Origin of the sequence: Neisseria bergeri (genome assembly GCA_003044455.1) — a bacterium.
In the GTDB taxonomy this organism is placed as follows: Bacteria; Pseudomonadota; Gammaproteobacteria; order Burkholderiales; family Neisseriaceae; genus Neisseria; species Neisseria bergeri.
In genome coordinates this window covers 57,937-75,133 of the sequence record POWY01000005.1, presented here as the reverse complement: position 1 = coordinate 75,133, position 17,197 = coordinate 57,937, and the positions used below count along the sequence as shown (strand labels likewise).

14 protein-coding genes are annotated in these 17,197 nt (G+C 53.6%); 5 read left to right on the top strand and 9 right to left on the bottom strand.

The genetic code is table 11. From position 1 onward, the window contains the following. The first annotated feature begins 11 nt into the window (after positions 1-11). Positions 12-1,424: a Trk system potassium transporter TrkA gene (gene trkA, locus DBY86_RS06820; RefSeq protein WP_107819400.1), complete on the top strand. Its 1,413-nt coding sequence runs from the start codon at positions 12-14 to the stop codon at positions 1,422-1,424. On the opposite strand, the gene DBY86_RS13025 is transcribed toward trkA, so the two are convergent. Beyond that, the gene (locus DBY86_RS13025; protein ID WP_159068558.1) at positions 1,402-1,626 is read right to left on the bottom strand and encodes a hypothetical protein; all 225 of its coding nucleotides are present in this window, start codon (positions 1,624-1,626) and stop codon (positions 1,402-1,404) included. The genes trkA and DBY86_RS13025 overlap by 23 nt on opposite strands. 382 nt (positions 1,627-2,008) lie before the next feature. On the opposite strand from DBY86_RS13025, the gene DBY86_RS13350 reads away from it, so the two are divergent. After that, a complete protein-coding gene (locus DBY86_RS13350; protein WP_199901060.1) occupies positions 2,009-4,963 on the top strand; it encodes an autotransporter outer membrane beta-barrel domain-containing protein in 2,955 nt (984 codons plus the stop codon). A gap of 794 nt (positions 4,964-5,757) precedes the next feature. Here DBY86_RS13350 and DBY86_RS13960 read toward each other — a convergent pair. The 4 genes from DBY86_RS13960 to DBY86_RS06785 are packed head-to-tail and all read right to left on the bottom strand — an operon-like array spanning position 5,758 to position 7,215. Further along, positions 5,758-5,883: a hypothetical protein gene (locus DBY86_RS13960; protein ID WP_301001440.1), complete on the bottom strand. Its 126-nt coding sequence runs from the start codon at positions 5,881-5,883 to the stop codon at positions 5,758-5,760. Beyond that, on the bottom strand, positions 5,883-6,086 hold the full coding sequence (locus DBY86_RS06795) for a hypothetical protein (protein WP_107819399.1): 204 nt from the start codon (positions 6,084-6,086) through the stop codon (positions 5,883-5,885). Before DBY86_RS06795 ends, DBY86_RS13960 begins: the two co-directional genes overlap by 1 nt. 19 nt (positions 6,087-6,105) lie before the next feature. Then, positions 6,106-6,912, bottom strand: a complete 807-nt coding sequence (locus DBY86_RS06790) for a basic amino acid ABC transporter substrate-binding protein (protein ID WP_107819398.1) — start codon at positions 6,910-6,912, stop codon at positions 6,106-6,108. Positions 6,913-6,963: 51 nt separating this feature from the next. Beyond that, the gene (locus tag DBY86_RS06785; RefSeq protein ID WP_107819397.1) at positions 6,964-7,215 is read right to left on the bottom strand and encodes an NGO1151 family protein; all 252 of its coding nucleotides are present in this window, start codon (positions 7,213-7,215) and stop codon (positions 6,964-6,966) included. Positions 7,216-7,469: 254 nt separating this feature from the next. Between DBY86_RS06785 and DBY86_RS06780 the strand changes: the two genes are divergently transcribed. The 3 genes from DBY86_RS06780 (at position 7,470) to DBY86_RS06770 (ending at position 9,858) form a co-directional block, all read left to right on the top strand. Then, the gene (locus DBY86_RS06780; RefSeq protein ID WP_107819396.1) at positions 7,470-8,240 is read left to right on the top strand and encodes a hypothetical protein; all 771 of its coding nucleotides are present in this window, start codon (positions 7,470-7,472) and stop codon (positions 8,238-8,240) included. Positions 8,241-8,386: 146 nt separating this feature from the next. Continuing rightward, positions 8,387-9,556 carry an O-succinylhomoserine sulfhydrylase gene (metZ, locus tag DBY86_RS06775; protein WP_107819395.1) on the top strand — a complete coding sequence of 390 codons (1,170 nt, stop codon included), beginning with the start codon at positions 8,387-8,389 and terminating at the stop codon, positions 9,554-9,556. 95 nt (positions 9,557-9,651) lie between these two features. Beyond that, positions 9,652-9,858: a DUF2788 domain-containing protein gene (locus DBY86_RS06770; RefSeq protein ID WP_003689742.1), complete on the top strand. Its 207-nt coding sequence runs from the start codon at positions 9,652-9,654 to the stop codon at positions 9,856-9,858. 1,044 nt (positions 9,859-10,902) lie between these two features. On the opposite strand, the gene DBY86_RS06750 is transcribed toward DBY86_RS06770, so the two are convergent. The 4 genes from DBY86_RS06750 to parC all read right to left on the bottom strand — a co-directional run bounded on the left by DBY86_RS06750 (position 10,903) and on the right by parC (position 17,185). Beyond that, positions 10,903-11,655 carry a class I SAM-dependent methyltransferase gene (locus DBY86_RS06750; protein ID WP_107819392.1) on the bottom strand — a complete coding sequence of 251 codons (753 nt, stop codon included), beginning with the start codon at positions 11,653-11,655 and terminating at the stop codon, positions 10,903-10,905. Between the two features lie 104 nt (positions 11,656-11,759). Continuing rightward, positions 11,760-13,277, bottom strand: coding sequence for a sigma-54-dependent transcriptional regulator (locus DBY86_RS06745; RefSeq protein WP_107819391.1), 1,518 nt, complete (start codon positions 13,275-13,277; stop codon positions 11,760-11,762). Continuing rightward, positions 13,270-14,862, bottom strand: a complete 1,593-nt coding sequence (locus DBY86_RS06740) for a sensor histidine kinase (RefSeq protein WP_234403406.1) — start codon at positions 14,860-14,862, stop codon at positions 13,270-13,272. The genes DBY86_RS06745 and DBY86_RS06740 overlap by 8 nt, the downstream gene beginning before the upstream one ends. A 19-nt stretch (positions 14,863-14,881) precedes the next feature. Beyond that, positions 14,882-17,185 carry a DNA topoisomerase IV subunit A gene (gene parC / locus DBY86_RS06735; protein WP_107819390.1) on the bottom strand — a complete coding sequence of 768 codons (2,304 nt, stop codon included), beginning with the start codon at positions 17,183-17,185 and terminating at the stop codon, positions 14,882-14,884. Between the last annotated feature and the right edge of the window lie 12 nt (positions 17,186-17,197).

The window sequence follows — 17,197 nt, the reverse complement described above, 5'->3', positions numbered from 1 at the left end:
CGACCCATACCGTGAAAATCCTCATTTTAGGCAACGGACAGGTAGGTTCTACCGTCGCGCAAAACCTTGCCGCCATACCCAACAACGACGTAACCGTTATCGACATCGACGAAAAAGCATTGCAGGAAACAGGCAGCCGCCTCGATGTCCAAACCGTTTTCGGCAACGGCGCATCCCCCTTCACATTAGAACGCGCCGGCGCGGAAGATGCCGACTTGCTGCTCGCGCTCTCCCGCAGCGACGAAACCAACATCGTCGCCTGCAAAGTTGCCGCCGACCTGTTCAACATCCCCGGCCGCATCGCGCGCGTCCGTTCCAGCGAATACCTCGAATACCTCAGCCCCAAGCTCGAAAACAACGAAAACGGCAGCCTTTCCATATTCGGCATAACCGAAACCATCAGCCCCGAACAGCTCGTTACCGAACAGCTTGCCGGCCTGATAGACTGCCCGGGCGCATTGCAGGTTTTACGTTTTGCAGACGACCGCGTGCGGATGGTCATCATACAGGCGCGGCGCGGCGGACTGCTCGTCAACCGCGAAATCGCCGACATCGCCCGCGACCTTCCCGACGGGGCCGACTGCCAAATCTGCGCCGTTTACCGCAACAACCGCCTCATCGTCCCTGCGCCGCAAACCGTCATCATCGAAGGCGACGAAATCCTGTTTGCCGCCGCTGCCGAAAACATCGGCGCGGTCATACCCGAATTGCGCCCCAAAGAAACCAGCACCCGCCGCATTATGATTGCCGGCGGCGGCAACATCGGCTACCGCCTCGCCAAACAGCTCGAACACGCATACAACGTCAAAATCATCGAATGCCGGCCGCGCCGTGCCGAATGGATAGCCGAAAACCTCGACAACACCCTCGTCCTGCAAGGTTCGGCAACCGACGAAACCCTGCTCGACAACGAATACATCGACGAAATCGACGTATTCTGCGCCCTGACCAACGACGACGAAAGCAACATTATGTCCGCCCTTTTGGCGAAAAACCTCGGCGCGAAGCGCGTTATCGGCATCGTCAACCGCTCAAGCTACGTCGATTTGCTCGAAGGCAACAAAATCGACATCGTCGTTTCCCCCCACCTCATTACCATCGGCTCGATACTCGCCCACATCCGGCGCGGCGACATCGTTGCCGTCCACCCCATCCGGCGTGGCACGGCGGAAGCCATCGAAGTCGTCGCACACGGCGACAAAAAAACTTCCGCCATCATCGGCAGGCGCATCAGCGGTATCAAATGGCCCGAAGGCTGCCACATTGCCGCCGTCGTCCGCGCCGAAACCGGCGAAACCATTATGGGACACCATACCGAAACCGTCATCCAAGACGGCGACCACATCATCTTTTTCGTCTCGCGCCGGCGCATCCTGAACGAACTGGAAAAACTCATCCAAGTCAAAATGGGCTTTTTCGGATAAACCGCCCCATTCCGGACACATTGCCGCCAAGCGGTATCGAAGCGGAAACAATGGTAGGGTGGGATTCAGAAACAATGGTAGGGTAGGCTTCAGCCCGCCGCTTCAGACGGCATCCGCCCTCCCCGTCATTCCCGCGCAGGCGGGAATCCAGTGTGTTAGGTTTCAGTTGTTTTTGGGTTTCGGGTAATTTCCAAATCGTCATTCCCACGAAAGTGGGAATCTAGCCCTTGGGGCGGCGGCAATATTCAAAAGCCGTCTGAAAATTTAGAGGTTCTAGATTCCCGCTTTTGCGGGAATGACGGAAAATTGCGGGAATGACAAAGCTTCAGACGGCATCCGCCCCCGCCGTCATTCCCGCACAGGCGGGAATCCAGACCGTTCGGTTTTAGCCGTTTCCGATAAATTCTTGCAACTTTGAGTTTCTAGATTCCCACTTTCGTGGGAATGACGTGATACAGATTCCCGTTCTGCATCACAAGATAAAAAACATTGGAGTATCAAACAATCCATTTTTTTTTTTTTGGTGTGTTAATGATTTAAGCATATAATGATAAAAATCACATATCTTCAAAATGGAAAAACTGATGAAACAAAAGAAGACAGTTCAATGCATCTTACTTGGTTTTGCAGCCGCTTCTATGCACGCGCAAGGGGCGGACGCAAATAAAGGAACAGTTGTTACCAAAGACAACTACACCCTCGTCCTCGCAAAACAAGGGCAAGTGAACAACTACACTTACGATGGCGAAACCGAAGTCAAACCCTTAAATTCCCTTATCATTGCCGCCAACGGCGGTACGAACAACATTACGATAAAAGGCAAATTGGCAGACGGCTCTGCCGATGCCTCGCCGACGATTGACAATAAATCGCTTGAAACAAAGATAAGCCATTCAGATTATTCGTACGATTTAAGCGAAAAAAGCGGGGAGAAGAGAGGCGGCGTGGTGATGTTGGCGGATCAAAGCTATGAGGGCGAAAACAAGGTTACTTTTGAAAACGTAACCATAGCCGCCCATAACGCGAATACCGGCATTATGTCTTATGATCAACTCAATAGAAGCTCCAGCGGCTTGGCACCGGCGACGCTTACCTTTAAGGGGCGCAATACCATCAATATGGATGCGGATAGCAACACTAGTAACGACGGTATCCTATTGTTTAATAATTATAAACGAGTAGGAGAATATCGCATTACTTCCGAAGAAGGCTCGACGCTGAATATCAACATCAAATCAGGAAAAGAGAGAGGACAAGGCATTACCGCCAACCACTATAGTAGCCAAATTCCCGACCCTGACCATCCAAGCATCACCACGATGGAGTTCAAGGGCGATGTGAATATTAAAATCGATAGGAACGGACAGGACGAGGCGGAAAACAACGGTTTCGGCTTCTATTCAAGCAATAGCATAGGCAATAAGAAGCAGATTCCGGAAGGCTCCAAAATGGAAGCGATTTTCCGTGGGAATGTCGATATCGTTGCAACGCCGGTTTATGACGGGCAAGGCAGGCCCAAAAGTATAGGCAGCGCGTTTGCGATTGACGGGAAATACAGCAAAGTCGAGGTTGTCGGCGGGGAAGACAAGGTTGTCAAAATCAAAGGCGATATTTTCGCCTACAACGGCGGCAGCGTGAGCGTGAACCTTGCCAACAAAGACTCTTATTTTGAAGGGGAAGCACATATCGGGAAAAGGAGCTTTGCCAAAGGGAAAGATATGTTTGCCTTAACCGTGGATGCGGACGGATATGACTTAACCCCCGATACAAAGTCGATTGAAAAGAAAAAGAAAGAGCTGGATACTAAGCAGAAAAGATTGCCTCAAAAAAAAGCAGCTTTGGATAAATTCAATCAAGAATTGGATAAATTCAATCAGGAATTGGATAAACTAAATAAAGAATTGGCTGAGCTAGATGAAAATGACAACCAAAATAATAAAAAGAGAAAAGAACTAGAAGTAAAAGTAAAACAGCAAGAAAACAAAATTCGGAGCAAAAAAAGGCAAATAGAACATATAAAAGAAAACGACATAGAAAGGGTTGCGGTACTCGAAGAAGAAATCAAAAGATCTGAAGAGTTCTTCGATGAAAACGGTTGGATTAAAGACAGCGCGATCGACGACAAGACAAACAACACCGTCAACCTCAAAATAAGCAACGGCGCGCGCTGGACGGTTACCAATGATTCGATGCTGAAAGAGTTGGATTTGTCGGAAGACGCGCAGGTCGAATTTAGCGACAACAATAAATTCGTCAAAGTGTCTGTGAGCAATCTCAAGGGCGATGGCGGCGTGTTCAAAATGTATGGCGACATCGTCAAAGGCGAATCGGACAAGCTGATTACCCGGAAAGGCAGCGAAGGCGTACACGTCATCGAATATGAAGACAATGCCAAGGCAAAAACGACGGGCAGGGAGTTTTTAAAGCTGGTCGAAAACAAAGGCGATGCCGAAAACACAAAAGCGTCATACGAATTAAATGTCCGCTGTACGGAACAGGGAGGGTGGTGTTTTGCCTTGGGCGAGTCGGGTGATTCCAAAAAGGTCAATATTTCCGCAGACGGCAAGCGGGACTTCTACCTCTACCCGGCCACCCTGTCGACGGGCGCATCGAGCAGTGTCCTTTTCGGCGAGGCGTTATATCAGTTGAACGCGGTTTCCGATGAAACGCTGGTGCAGCGTATGGGCGAAATCCACGCCGACGGAACGCCGCAGGAAGACAACAACGTCTGGATCAAACGCGTCGGCGGAAAATTCGCCGGCAGCCGCAGCGATTACCGCGTGGGCGGCTACGGCAACCGCTATTGGGGCTTTGCCGGCGGCTTCAACCGGACGGGGTTCGGCGACAAATGGATTCATTACAAAGGGCTGATGCTCCGCCACCTCCAATCGTCCTACACCCCCGAAGACTATGCCGGCAGCGGCAAAATCTACGGCAGGACGGCAGGCGTTTATTCTACCTGGCTCAACCGGGAAAGCAGGGCTTATTATGATTTGGTCGCCAACATCGCCCGATATAAGGGCAGCTACGGGCTGACCAATTACGCAGGCAAACGGGTCGAATCGGACGAGGCGCGCCTGAATGCCTATATGCTTTCCGCCGAAACCGGCAGGCGGATGGAAAAACAGGACGGCGGCAAAACCTATTGGTGGCAGCCGGAAGCGCAGTTGTCCTACTGGTTTACGCGCGGCTACGGCTTTTCGCTGTCAAACGGGCTGTCTGCCGAGACGGACAATTTCCGCAGCCTGATGGGGCGGTTCGGCTTTCGGGCGGGCGTGGACGGTTTGGACGGCGGCAGGCTGAACATCTACGGCAAGCTGATGTACAAACGCGAGTTTATCGGCACGATCCGCCACAGGTTCAACGGCTCTGCCGTGGAGGAATTCAAACACCGGGGCGGCTGGTTGGAATACGGTTTGGGCGTGGTGCGCCGCAATGCCGAAAACGGACGGCAGCTTTATTTTGAGGCGCAAAGGTCTTCGATGCACAAGATGAGGCAGAATTGGCAGGTCAATATGGGCGTGCGCAGTATGTTCTGATGCGGCGGATGCCGCCTGAAAACAATCCGGAACGGTCAGACGCGTTCCGGATTGTTTTTTTGTCGGGGGGATTTGTTTAGGCGCGGCGGTTTGGTTTGTCGTGGCGGTTTGTTAGTAATGGTAGGGTGGGCTTCAGCCCACCAAACCCCGAATGCCGTCTGAAGCCTGACAAGGCATTCAATGCCGTCTGAAGCCTGACAAGGCATTCAATGCCGTCTGAAGCGGTGGGCTGAAGCCCACCCTACCATTACTAAACTTTCAGATAATCTTTGAATATTGCCGTTGCCCGATGTTCTGGATTCCCGCCTGCGCGAGAATGACGGTCGGGCGGATGCGCCGTCATCACGACTTTTCGTTATTTCCGTGACTTTTCGTCATTCCCGTGAAAACGGGAATCTAGAACCTCTAAATCTTCAGATAACCTTTGAATATTTCCTCCACCCTTAAGGTCTGGATTCCCGCTTATGCGGGAATGACGGCGGTGGGCGATGCCGTCTGAAGCCTGACAAGGCATTAAATGCCGTCTGAAACTCCGTCATTCCCGTGAAAACGGGAATCTAGAATCTCAAACTTTCAGATAATCTTTGAATATTGCCGCTGTCCAATGGCCTGGATTCCCACTTTCGTGGGAATGACGAGTCTTTTATAACCTTTAAGGCTGCTGCTGCCCAATGGTTTGGATTCCCGCTTATGCGGGAATGACGGCAGAGGGTGGACGATGCCGTCTGAAACTTCATCATTCCTGCAATTTTTCGTCATTCCCGCAAAAGCGGGAATCTAGAACTTTTAAATTTTCAGACGACTTTTAAATATTGCCGCCGCCCAATGGTCTGGATTCCCGCCTGCGCGGGAATGACGGGGAGGGCGGATGCCGTCTGAAGCGGTGGGCTGAAGCCCACCCTACCATTACGCCCTGCCATTATTTTTGCGTCCGTACCGCTTGGCGGCAATATTGCAGGGTGGGCTTCAGCCCACCGAAACCCCGATGCCGTCCGAAGCCCGCGATGCCGTCTGAAAACCCAAATGGCGGCACAACAATGCCGCGCTGCAATAAACGTTGCCGTCCCGACACAAAACGGCACAGACAATAAAAAATGCCGTCTGAAAGGGCTTCAGACGGCATTTTGTTCGGACGGGCGGGCTTATTTTGCGGCCTGTTCGCCCTCTTTGGCAAAATATTTGGCGTAGATCTTGTCGTATTCGCCGCTTTCGCGTACTTTTTTCAACGCATCGTTCAGCATTTTGACGGTTGCTTTGTCGCCTTTGCGTACCGCGATGCCGTAGTGTTCGGTGGTGAAGTCGGGCAGGGTAACGAAGTCCATCCCTTTGGCCGGGTTGTTTTTCACATAATTGGCGATGACCGCGCTGTCGCTGACCACGGAATCCAGACCGCCGTTTTCCAGTTCTTTGATAATCAGGGGGACGTTTTCAAAGCGCGCGATTTTCGGGTTGTCGTTGCCCAAGAGTTTGGAAACGGAGAAATCGCCTGTGTAGCCGGTTACCACGCCGACTTTGTTCATCTTTTTCAAATCTTCGGAAGAAGATACTTTTTTGCCTTTCGGAACGAGGACGACTTGGGTGATTTCAAAATACGGGTCGCTGAAGTCCATAGACTGTTTGCGGTCGTCGGTAATGGTTACGCCCGACATCACAACGTCCGCATCGCCGTTGTTCAAGGCGGGGAAAAGGCTGTCCCACGGCTGGTGTTTGAATTCGATTTTAAAATTGCCCGCCTTTGCCATCGCGTTCATCAAATCCACGTCGAAGCCTTCGACATTGCCTTTCGAGTCTAAAGATTCAAAGGGGGCAAACTCGGCGTTGGAAGCCACGCGGTACACTTTGTCTGGGTTGGCGGCAGGCGCGCCGGCATCTTTGCTCTGACCGCCGCAGGCAGACAGCGCGAGTGCGGAACAGGCAAGGGCGGCGGCAATCCATTTTTTCATATTCATCAACATTCCTTTCGGTAATCAAAAAGCCTAAAAAATCAGTTTAACACAAAATTAACGTTCTTTTTCACGGAAAAACGCATAAGTAACGTCGTGGAACAAATCCGTATGCGGGCTGTCCTCATAGTTCAATTCCGCCAGTGCGTCTTCAAATGCAAGCTGGATGGACTCGACCGCGATTTCGGCGGTGTCGGCGGGAAGGGCGCGGATTAAGGCTTTGAAGGCGGTGGACAGGACGTGGTTCTGCATACGCAGCACGTCGTTCGCCTCCTCCAGATATTCCAAACGCTGTTCGATGCTGCCCATGATGTATCCTCGCAAATCTGTTAAAATGTGTCATTATATCAAACCGCGCTTTGGGCGCGGGTTTGTCTGCCTGCAAAGATTATAGTGGATTAACAAAAACCAGTACGGCGTTGCCTCGCCTTAGCTCAAAGAGAACGATTCTCTAAGGTGCTGAAGCACCAAGTGAATCGGTTCCGTACTATTTGTACTGTCTGCGGCTTCGTCGCCTTGTCCTGATTTTTGTTAATCCACTATAAGAACCGGAAGCCGAAAAAATGGATACAAACAATCAGGATAAAGAGCCGAATTGGGAAAAACGTTTGGAAAACCTGCGTCAGACGCGCCGTATGAAGGCAGTGCCGACTTACGCGCCGCTGTCCCGCCCCTCTGAAACCGGAACGGACGCGCCGATGCCGAAACTGGACGATGGGAGCCGCGAGCGCGTGTTGAAGGCGTATCTGAAAAAATGGCAGGAGGAACACAATGCCGCCGTTGCCGAATGCGGCGAGGAAGTCGAAACCGACCCGATGATCGTCCTTCAGGAAAACTGGCTCAACGCGCAGGCTTCCCTGCAAATGTCGGTTTCGGAAAAACACATCGAATCGCAGCGGAAAATCCGGTTCAATGCCAAAAAAGACAGTGTCGAATTTGAAACCGCACAGATTGAGGGCGGGGAAAACGCCGATGAGGCAGAGTCCGGCATGAATGAGCAGGCGGTTTCGGAAAACGGGGAAAACGATGAGGAAGAAACGTTGATGCCCGTCCAAATCAATATCCTGAATCCGAAAGCCGTCAACCGGCGCGAAGTGTTCTGCCTGTCCGAACAGGAGCTGACCGAACGGCTGATTAAACGCCTGCGCCCGCATCTGACCGATACCGTCAACGGCATCATCCGAACGGCGGTGCAAAAGCAGATGGCACTCTTTACTTATCAGCTCCAGCAGATGCTGCACGAGCAGGCGGGCGCGGTAGTCGAAGACGTGTTGGAACACGATGTCCGTAAAATCCTCAACGACATCAAGTACGAGTTAAAATACAAACGCTGACCGTCATGCCGTCTGAAAGCCGTGTTCAGACGGCATTTACATTCTCATCCGACTTGAAAGCCTTATGGAACGGGCGCAAAATATTAACAAATTAAACAACGGGCGCACACCCCGTTATTTGAACGGACAAAACCGAGGAATCACCGATGAGCAAAAAACTCCATCCGCAAACGCTCGCCATACGCGGCGGCAAAGAACAAACCGAATACCGCGAACACAATCAGGCATTGTTTCTGACCAGCAGCTTCATGTGGGACAACGCCCAACACGCTGCCGATTTGTTTTCTAAAAAAATCAAAGGCTTCACTTATACCCGTACCGCCAACCCGACCACAGCCGCCTTTGAAAAACGCATTGCCGCTTTGGAAGGTGCGGAACGTGCGGTCGCCACTTCGACCGGCATGTCCGCGATTCAGGCAGCGTTTTTCACCTTCCTGCAGGCGGGCGACCATGTGATTTCCAGCCGCAGCCTGTTCGGCACGACCGTCGGCTTTATCAATAACATCGTTACCAAATTCGGCATCGAAGTGAGCCACGTGTCGCCGACCGATATAAACGAATGGAAAGCCGCCGTCAAAGCTAATACCAAACTGCTGTTTTTGGAAACGCCGTCCAACCCCTTGGGCGAAGTGGCCGACTTGGAAGCCTTGGCGGAATTGGCGCACGGCATCGGCGCGCTCTTGGTGGTGGACAACAGCCTGCTGTCGCCCGTCGGCTCGCAGCCTTTGAAACACGGTGCGGATATTTCCGTTTCCTCCGCGACCAAAGCCATAGACGGACACGGACGTGTGATGGGCGGCGTGTTGGCGGGTTCGGAAGAACTGATGGCGCAGGTCGCCATGTATTGCAACTCTTGCGGGCTGGCAATGTCGCCGTTTAATGCGTGGCAGTTGTTGAGCGGCGTAGAAACCCTGTCGCTGCGTATGGAAAAACAGTTCGACAACGCCCTGAAAATCGCACAATGGCTGCAAGCGCAGCCGCAGGTTCAAGCCGTGTACTACACCGGATTGCCCGATCATCCGCAGGCGGCGCTTATCCGCAAACAGCAAAACGGCGGCGGCATCGTCATCGGCTTTGAAGTTGCCGACACTGACGCCGCATGGAAAGTTGTGGACGGCGTGGAACTCTTTTCACGAACCGCCAACCTCGGCGACGTGCGCTCGACCATTACCCATCCGTGGACAACCACGCACGGCAGGATGCAGCCCGAAGAAAAACTCGCCGCTGGTATCCGCCCCGGATTGGTGCGCCTGTCGGTCGGTTTGGAATATGTTGACGACCTCGTCGATGATTTGAAACAGGCACTCGCACGCTGATTGCGTGTTTCAGACGGCATTGGCAGGGAAACACGGCAAATGCCGTCTGAAACCGTTATCTCATATGGCATACACATCAACAATAGGAAAAAAATATGGATGAAGCGGTTTTTGCCGATTGGGCGTTGAAAATCTGCCTGACCGGCTTGATTATTTTTTTAGGTTTTATCGTTTGGAATTTGGGCAAGGAGTCTAAAGCGGGTAAATTCGGCATCGCCGTTTTGTTTTTGGTTTTGGGCTTGGGCGTGTTCGGTTTTGTGTTCAAAGAGTTATTGATTAAGTTTTTGGTATTGCCGAAATAGGTTTGCGGCCTGTCAAAATGCCGTCTGAAATCATAAAAAGTAATCTGTACCCTAAAAGTTTGATTTAACCGCCAACTGATTAAGGTGCGGATTTTTATGACAAAATATAGTGGATTAACAAAAACCAGTACGGCGTTGCCTCGCCTTAGCTCAAAGAGAACGATTCTCTAAGGTGCTGAAGCACCAAGTGAATCGGTTCCGTATTATTTGTACTGTCTGCGGCTTCGTCGCCTTGTCCTGATTTTTGTTAATCCACTATAAAAATCATCTTTCCGCAGTCATTCCCACGGATGCGAAAGTCTGTCTTTTTGAATCCCGGATAATTTTACATCGTCATTCCCGCGCAGGCGGGAATCCAAATCATTGGGTAGTGGCAATGTTCAAAAGTCATCTGAAAAATCAGAAGTTCTAGATTCCCGTTTTCACGGGAATGACGGAATTTTAGACGGCATCCTCCCGCCCCGTCATTCCCGCGCAGGCGGGAATCTAGTCCGTTCGGTTTCGGTCATTTACGACAAATTCCTGTCGCTTTTCATTTCTGGATTTCCACTTCCGTGGGAATGACGGAGGAGCGGATAAATTCTCGTAATCTAAAATCTCGTCATTTCCATAAAAAACAGCAACCCGAAACAGCAACTTAAAAACAGTAACCTGAGACCTCGTCATTCCCGCGCAGGCGGGAATCTAGTCCGTTCGGTTTCGGTCATTTACGATAAATTCCTGTTGCTTTTCATTTCTAGATTCCCACTTCCGTGGGAATGACGGTTTGGAAGTTGCCTGAAACTCGAAAACAACTGTAGTGGTTTAAATTTAAATCAGGACAAGGCGACGAAGCCGCAGACAGTACAAATAGTACGGCAAGGCGAGGCAATGCTGTACTGGTTTAAATTTAAACCACTATAAAACTGAATGAATCGGATTCCCACTTCTGTGGGAATGACAAACTTTAAGGTGTGATGACTTATCCAAAACAGTCGAAACGCAAAAACCGGTTTCTCGTTTGCATAAGAACGGCAAATTTTTCGGTGTCTTGTTTTATGGGCGTTATCCCTTGTCCGTCCCGTAGGGCAGGTAAACGTCGAAGCGGGTGCTTTTGCCGGTGTATTGGTAGGCAGGAGCTTGTCCGGCAAGGTATTCTCCCAGGCGCGGGCGTTTGACGACGATGCGTTTTTTGGCAGTCTGTCGGGCGGTATGGAGGAGGACGGCCTCATCTTGCGCCTCGCCGACGAGCCGGTGGAAGTAGGCCATTTCTTTTTTTACGGCGGCACTTTTGCGGCGTTCGGGATACATGGGGTCGAGATAGACGATGTCGGGTTTGCCTTGTGTTTGAACAAGTGCGGGCATTTGTTCGGCGGCGTTGCCGAAATGGAGGTTGATGCGCGCGGCGGTGTCTTGCGTTTCGGGATTGAGGAGGGCTCGGCGGATGCCGTCTGAAAGCAGGCAGGCGACGGCGGGATGTTGCTCGAAGGCGGTAACGGACAGCCCGAGCGAGGCGAGGACGAAGCTGTCGCGCCCCAATCCGGCGGTCGCGTCCCAAACGGTGGGGTGCGCGGTGTGGTTGACGGCTTTGGCGATGAGTTCGCCTCCGCCTTTTGTGCGCCGGTATTGTGCCGCACCGGAGGCAAAGTCGACGATGACGCTGCTTTTTTCCCCGACAAGCCTGAGGCTGACGGTATCGTGTTCGGCAAGGAGGTAGCTGCCTTGTTCGGGCGGCCGGGAAACGGGCGCGAGGGGGAATGCCCGTATCAGGGCGCGGACGGCTTCGGTGGCGGTGTCGTCAATAAGGATGTCGGTCATAGTGTTTTGTGTCCGTTCGGGCGTGGGGCGAACCCGCTTTCCCGTGCCGTTTCAGACGGCATTTTTTTCGGGTGGGCGGGTATGGTGCGGATGCCGTCTTGCCGTCAGTCTATGTTGAGGCGTTCCATACGGTAGCGCATCGAACGGAAGCTGATGCCCAAGCGTTTGGCAGCCTGCGTGCGGTTGCCTTCGGTTTGTTTGAGGGTTTGTTCGATGATGTCGCGTTCGATTTGGTCGAGATAGTCCTGTATCTGCATGGTATCGGGGTCGAACGGCAGGAGGCGGGACGGTGCTGCGGCTGTTTCAGACGGCAAGGTATCGGCAACGGGTTCGGCGGTTTCGGACTGAACGGGTTTGCGGCGTACGTCTTGAATCTGCAAATCGTCGATTTGCACGGTATGCCCGACGCACAGGGCGACGGCGCGTTCGAGGATGTTTTCGAGTTCGCGGAAATTGCCCGGATAACTGTAATTCAGGAGCATCTGTTGCGCGGCGGGGGAAAGCGTGTAAGGCCGGTTGTTGTGGCTGTGTTTGTACAGGAGGTAGGGGATGAGCAGCTTCAAGTCTTCGCGCATTTCACGCAGGGAGGGCATATTGAGGCTGACGACGTTGAGGCGGTAATACAGGTCTTGGCGGAATGCGCCGCTTCCGACAAGGGCTTCGAGGTTTTTGTGGGTGGCGCAGACGATGCGGACATCGACGGGCTGCTCGGCCGTATCACCGATGCGGCGCACGGCTTTTTCTTGAATCGCGCGCAGGAGTTTGACCTGCATGGAAAGGGGCAGGTCGGCGACTTCGTCCAAAAACAAAGTGCCGCCGTCGGCGTGGCGGAAGAAGCCGTCGTGGTCTTTGTCGGCACCGGTAAAGCTGCCTTTGCGGTAGCCGAAAAATTCGCTTTCCATGAGGTTTTCGGGAATCGCACCGCAGTTGACGGCGACAAAGGGTTTGCCCGCGCGGTCGGACAGTTCGTGTATGGTGCGCGCCGCCTGTTCCTTACCCGTGCCGGATTCGCCGGAAATATAGACGGGTACTTTGCCGGGCGCGAGGCGGCGGATGAGGTGGCGGACTTCGACCATCTGCGGAGAGCTGCCGAGCAGGCGGGGCATATCGGATTCCGCATAGGGAAGGGCGGCGGAAACGGGCGGTGCCGTCGGTATCGCGTTTGCAGGTTTCGGGGCTTCAGACGGCATGGGGGAAGAAACGGGGGATGCCGTCTGAACGGGCGGCTCGGGAATCTTGTTTTGGTTTTCGGAAACGGAAATTGCCGATTTGACGAGGGAACGCAGCCGGGCGAGGGTGATGGGTTTTTGGATGTAGTCGAACGCGCCGCAACGCAACGCTTCCTGTGCCTGATCGGCATTGCCGAAGGCGGTAATGACGGCAATCGGCGTATCGAGCAGGCGGCTGTTGATGTGTTGGACGACTTCCAGCCCGGAGCCGTCCGGCATACGCATATCGGTCAGGACGAGCGAATAGCGTTGGCTGTCGAGCTTGTTTTTGGCTTCGGCAACGCCTGACGCGGTATGGACGCGCAGCCCCATTTTCATCAGGGTCATTTCCATCAGGTCGAGAATATCGGTTTCGTCATCAACGACGAGGACGGGATGTTGCAGTTCAGTCATTGCTTTTTTCCGGTAATGTGAGTTCGAAACATTTGGTTTCGGGCAGGTAGGTCAAATCGCCGAAGTTGGCGTGTGCCAGTTCGCGGGCGACATACAGCCCGAGACCGGTGCCGTTTTTCGCCGTGGTGTAAAAGGGTTCGAACAAGTGTTCCTGCACTTCGGGCGGAACGCCGCCGCCGTCGTCGGCAAACAGGATGCTGATGGTGTTTTTTTGTGCAGGCCGAGCGACGACGGCAATCGAGCCGTTACGTTTGCTGCTGTGCCGCCATGCGTTGTTGCACAGGTTCCACATAATTTGTCTCAAGTGGGCGGAATCGAAATAGGCAGTCAGGTGATTGCCCTGCATATCCAAGCGGATGCAGCCGACGGCATCGGGATTGTTGAGCAGGAATTCCTGTTTGAAGCCTATCCAAAACTGCATCAGGTCGATGGCTTCGCGTTCGGTTTTGTTGCGTTTGTTGAGCGAGGAGATGTCTTCGAGCATTTTGTCGATACGGCGGACGTTGCCGTCGATGATTTCGCAAAGTTTGACCTTGAACGGGTCGGTTTCTTCTTCCTCTGCATTTTCGCGCAACAGGTCGTTTGCATGGCGAATGGCGGACATGGGGTTGCGGATTTCGTGGGCGAGGTTGGCGGTCAGTTGTCCGAGTGCGGCAAGTTTGACGGACAGAGCTTCTGCCTGAATTTCGCTTTGCGGGCGGATGTAGAGGATGAGCAGCTTGTCCGGCCCTTTGTTGACCGGAACGGCGCGGATGCCGGCGTTCAGGCCGGGTGTGCCGAGGACGTATTCGAAATTGTGCGGAGAGGCTTGATTCCACAGTTCGGCGGCAGAATCGGACAGGCCGGCACGCCGTCCGATTTCGAGTGCGGGGAAAAGGTCTTTCGCCTTCCGGTTGAACAGCACCGCCAGCCCTTCGGTATTGATGACGACGACGGCTTCCTGAACGCGTTCGAGTACGGTTTGGCTCAAGCCTTTGATGCGCCGGTAGGCGAGGTGGTTGTCGCGGGCCAGTTGGCCGGCGCTGTCGATGTATTTGACCGACAGTGAGGTGAAGATGGCGGAAAGATAGGAGGCGGCGACGAGGATGAAGGTTGCCGAGGCGGTACGGGTATCCGATATGAGCGGGTATTTGCCGATATTGCCGTCGGCAATGGCGTTGAATATCAGCAGGATGGCGGCGTAACTGGAATAGAGCAGGGGGTAACGCCCGTAGCTGAGCAGGCAGGAGCAGACGACGAAGGGCAGGATCAGGATGCCGAAGCCGGAATCGATGCCGCCGAACAGGTAGGTCAGCACGCCGATCATCGTGATGTCCGCCACCGCGCTGAAACGCGGCATTTTCAGCGACTGCCATTGCCAATACGGATGGATGATGGAAAAGAAAATCAGCCAGCAGGCAATGGCGAGCCAAACATAAAACGCCCACGCCGTCCACGAAGCGTGCAGGTTCGCACGGCTGCCGGTTTCCAGTCCGAGGATGTGCATAATCATCAGCGGGAAAACGATGGCGACGCGGATGATGTTGATCAGATTGGGAATCCGGTCTTTGAGTTTTTCAAGTTCGCGGGGGTTGGAAATCACCATAATATGTGCGGAACCGGGTTTATTTGGGGGAAGAAAGCTGTTTCAGGCTGCCCGATATAGGTAATAGTTTGCCTTTTTTGCCGCGTTTTGCCTCAAGCAGGGAGACGGGGAGGCGGTCTTTGTGCGCCGCGCCGCGCCTGCCTTCGCTTTCAATCAGGATTTCCGGCTCGGAAGAAACGGCGGTATGCGTCATCGATTCGCCGGCGTTCAATCCGATGATTTGCAGCCCTTTGCCTTTCGCCATAATTTTCAATTCGCCGATGGGGAAGGCGAGGGCGCGGTTTTGACTGGTGGCGGCAATGATTTTGCAGTCGGGGTTGATGAACGAGGAGGCATAGACGGCAACGGGCGGCAGGACGGTTTCGCCGCTGTCTGCGGTCATCACCACTTTGCCCGCTTTCACGCGCCCGACCATATCGCCCAGTTTGGCGATGAAGCCGTAGCCGCCGCTGCTTGATAATAAATAATGTTGTTCCGGCAATCCTGTCAGCATCGCAACGGGTTTCGCACCGTTTTGCAGCTCGATTAAGGATGAAACCGGCACGCCGTCGCCGCGTCCGCCGGGGATTTCGGCGGCATCGAGTGTGTAGGTTCTACCCAATGAGTCGAGAATGACGACGGGTAAAACGGTACGGCCTTCAAGGGTTTGTTTGAGGCGGTCGCCTTCTTTGAACGTGGTTTGGCTCAAATCGAGATTGTGTCCGGCACGGCTGCGTATCCAGCCTTTTTCCGACAGAATCAGCGTGATGGGTTCGTCGGCAGTGGTTTGTGTCAGCACGGCGCGTCCGGCCTCTTCCACCAGCGTGCGGCGCGCATCGCCAAACTGCTTCATGTCCGCCTGCATCTCTTTGACAATCAGCTTGCGTTTTTCGTTTTCGTCGCCCAAAAGAATATTCAGACGACCTTGTTCTTCGCGCAATTCGTTCAATTCTTTTTCGAGTTTGAAACCTTCCAAACGCGCCAGCTGACGCAGGCGGATTTCCAAAATGTCTTCGGCTTGGATTTCGGTCAGCCCGAACGCCGCCATCAAATCGGCTTTCGGGTCGTCCGATTCGCGGATGACTTTAATCACTTCATCAATGTGCAGAAAGACTTTCAGACGGCCTTCAAGGATGTGCAGCCGTTTTTCCACTTGGTTCAAACGGAATTTCAGACGGCGTGTTACGGTCACGACGCGGAAATCCAGCCATTCCTGCAAAATCGTTTTCAGGTTTTTCTGCGTGGGGCGGTTGTCCAGCCCCATCATCACCAAGTTCATGGACACATTGCCTTCCAGCGAAGTTTGCGCCATCAGCGTATTGATGAAGGTATCCGTATCGATGCGGCTGGATTTCGGTTCGAACACCAGACGCACGGGATGTTCGCCGTCGGACTCGTCGCGCACGCGGTCGATTAAATCCAGCATCAGCTTTTTGGTGTTGAGCTGGTCTTGGTTGAGCTGCTTTTTGCCCGCTTTCGGTTTCGGGTTGGTTTGTTCTTCGATTTCGGCAAGGATTTTGGCGGAATTGGCGTTCGGCGGCAGCTCGGTCACAATCACGCGCCATTGTCCGCGCGCCAGCTTCTCGATTTCATAACGTGCACGCACGCGCACGCTGCCTTTGCCGGTTTCGTAAATACGGCGCAATTCGTCCGCCGACGTGATGATTTGACCGCCGCCGGCAAAATCGGGTGCGGGAATATATTGCATCAGGTCGGCGGTTTCCAACGTCGGTTTCTTCAACAGTGCAATCGCCGCCTGCGTAACTTCGTTCAAATTGTGCGACGGAATTTCGGTCGCCATGCCTACCGCGATGCCTGACGCACCGTTGAGCAGCACCATAGGCAGGCGGGCAGGCAGGTGCAACGGTTCGTCAAACGCGCCGTCGTAGTTCGGCACAAAATCCACCGTCCCCTGATTGATTTCGGACAACAGCAATTCCGCAATCGGCGTGAGGCGCGCTTCGGTGTAACGCATCGCCGCTGCCCCGTCGCCATCGCGCGAGCCGAAGTTGCCGATGCCGTCGATTAAGGGGTAGCGCAAGGTAAAATCCTGCGCCATGCGCACCATCGCCTCATAGGCGGAACTGTCGCCGTGCGGGTGGTATTTACCCAAAATCTCGCCGACCACGCGCGCCGACTTCACCGGCTTTGCCCCCGCCGTCAAACCCATATCGCGCATGGCAAACAAAATGCGCCGCTGCACGGGCTTCTGGCCGTCTGAAACTTCAGGCAGCGCGCGGCCTTTGACCACGCTCATGGCGTATTCGAGATAGGCGCGTTCGGCGTATCGGCCGAGCATCAGCGTGTTGGAATCGGTATGGGAAGCGTGCGCTTGCGTGTTCATTGTGTATGCGGA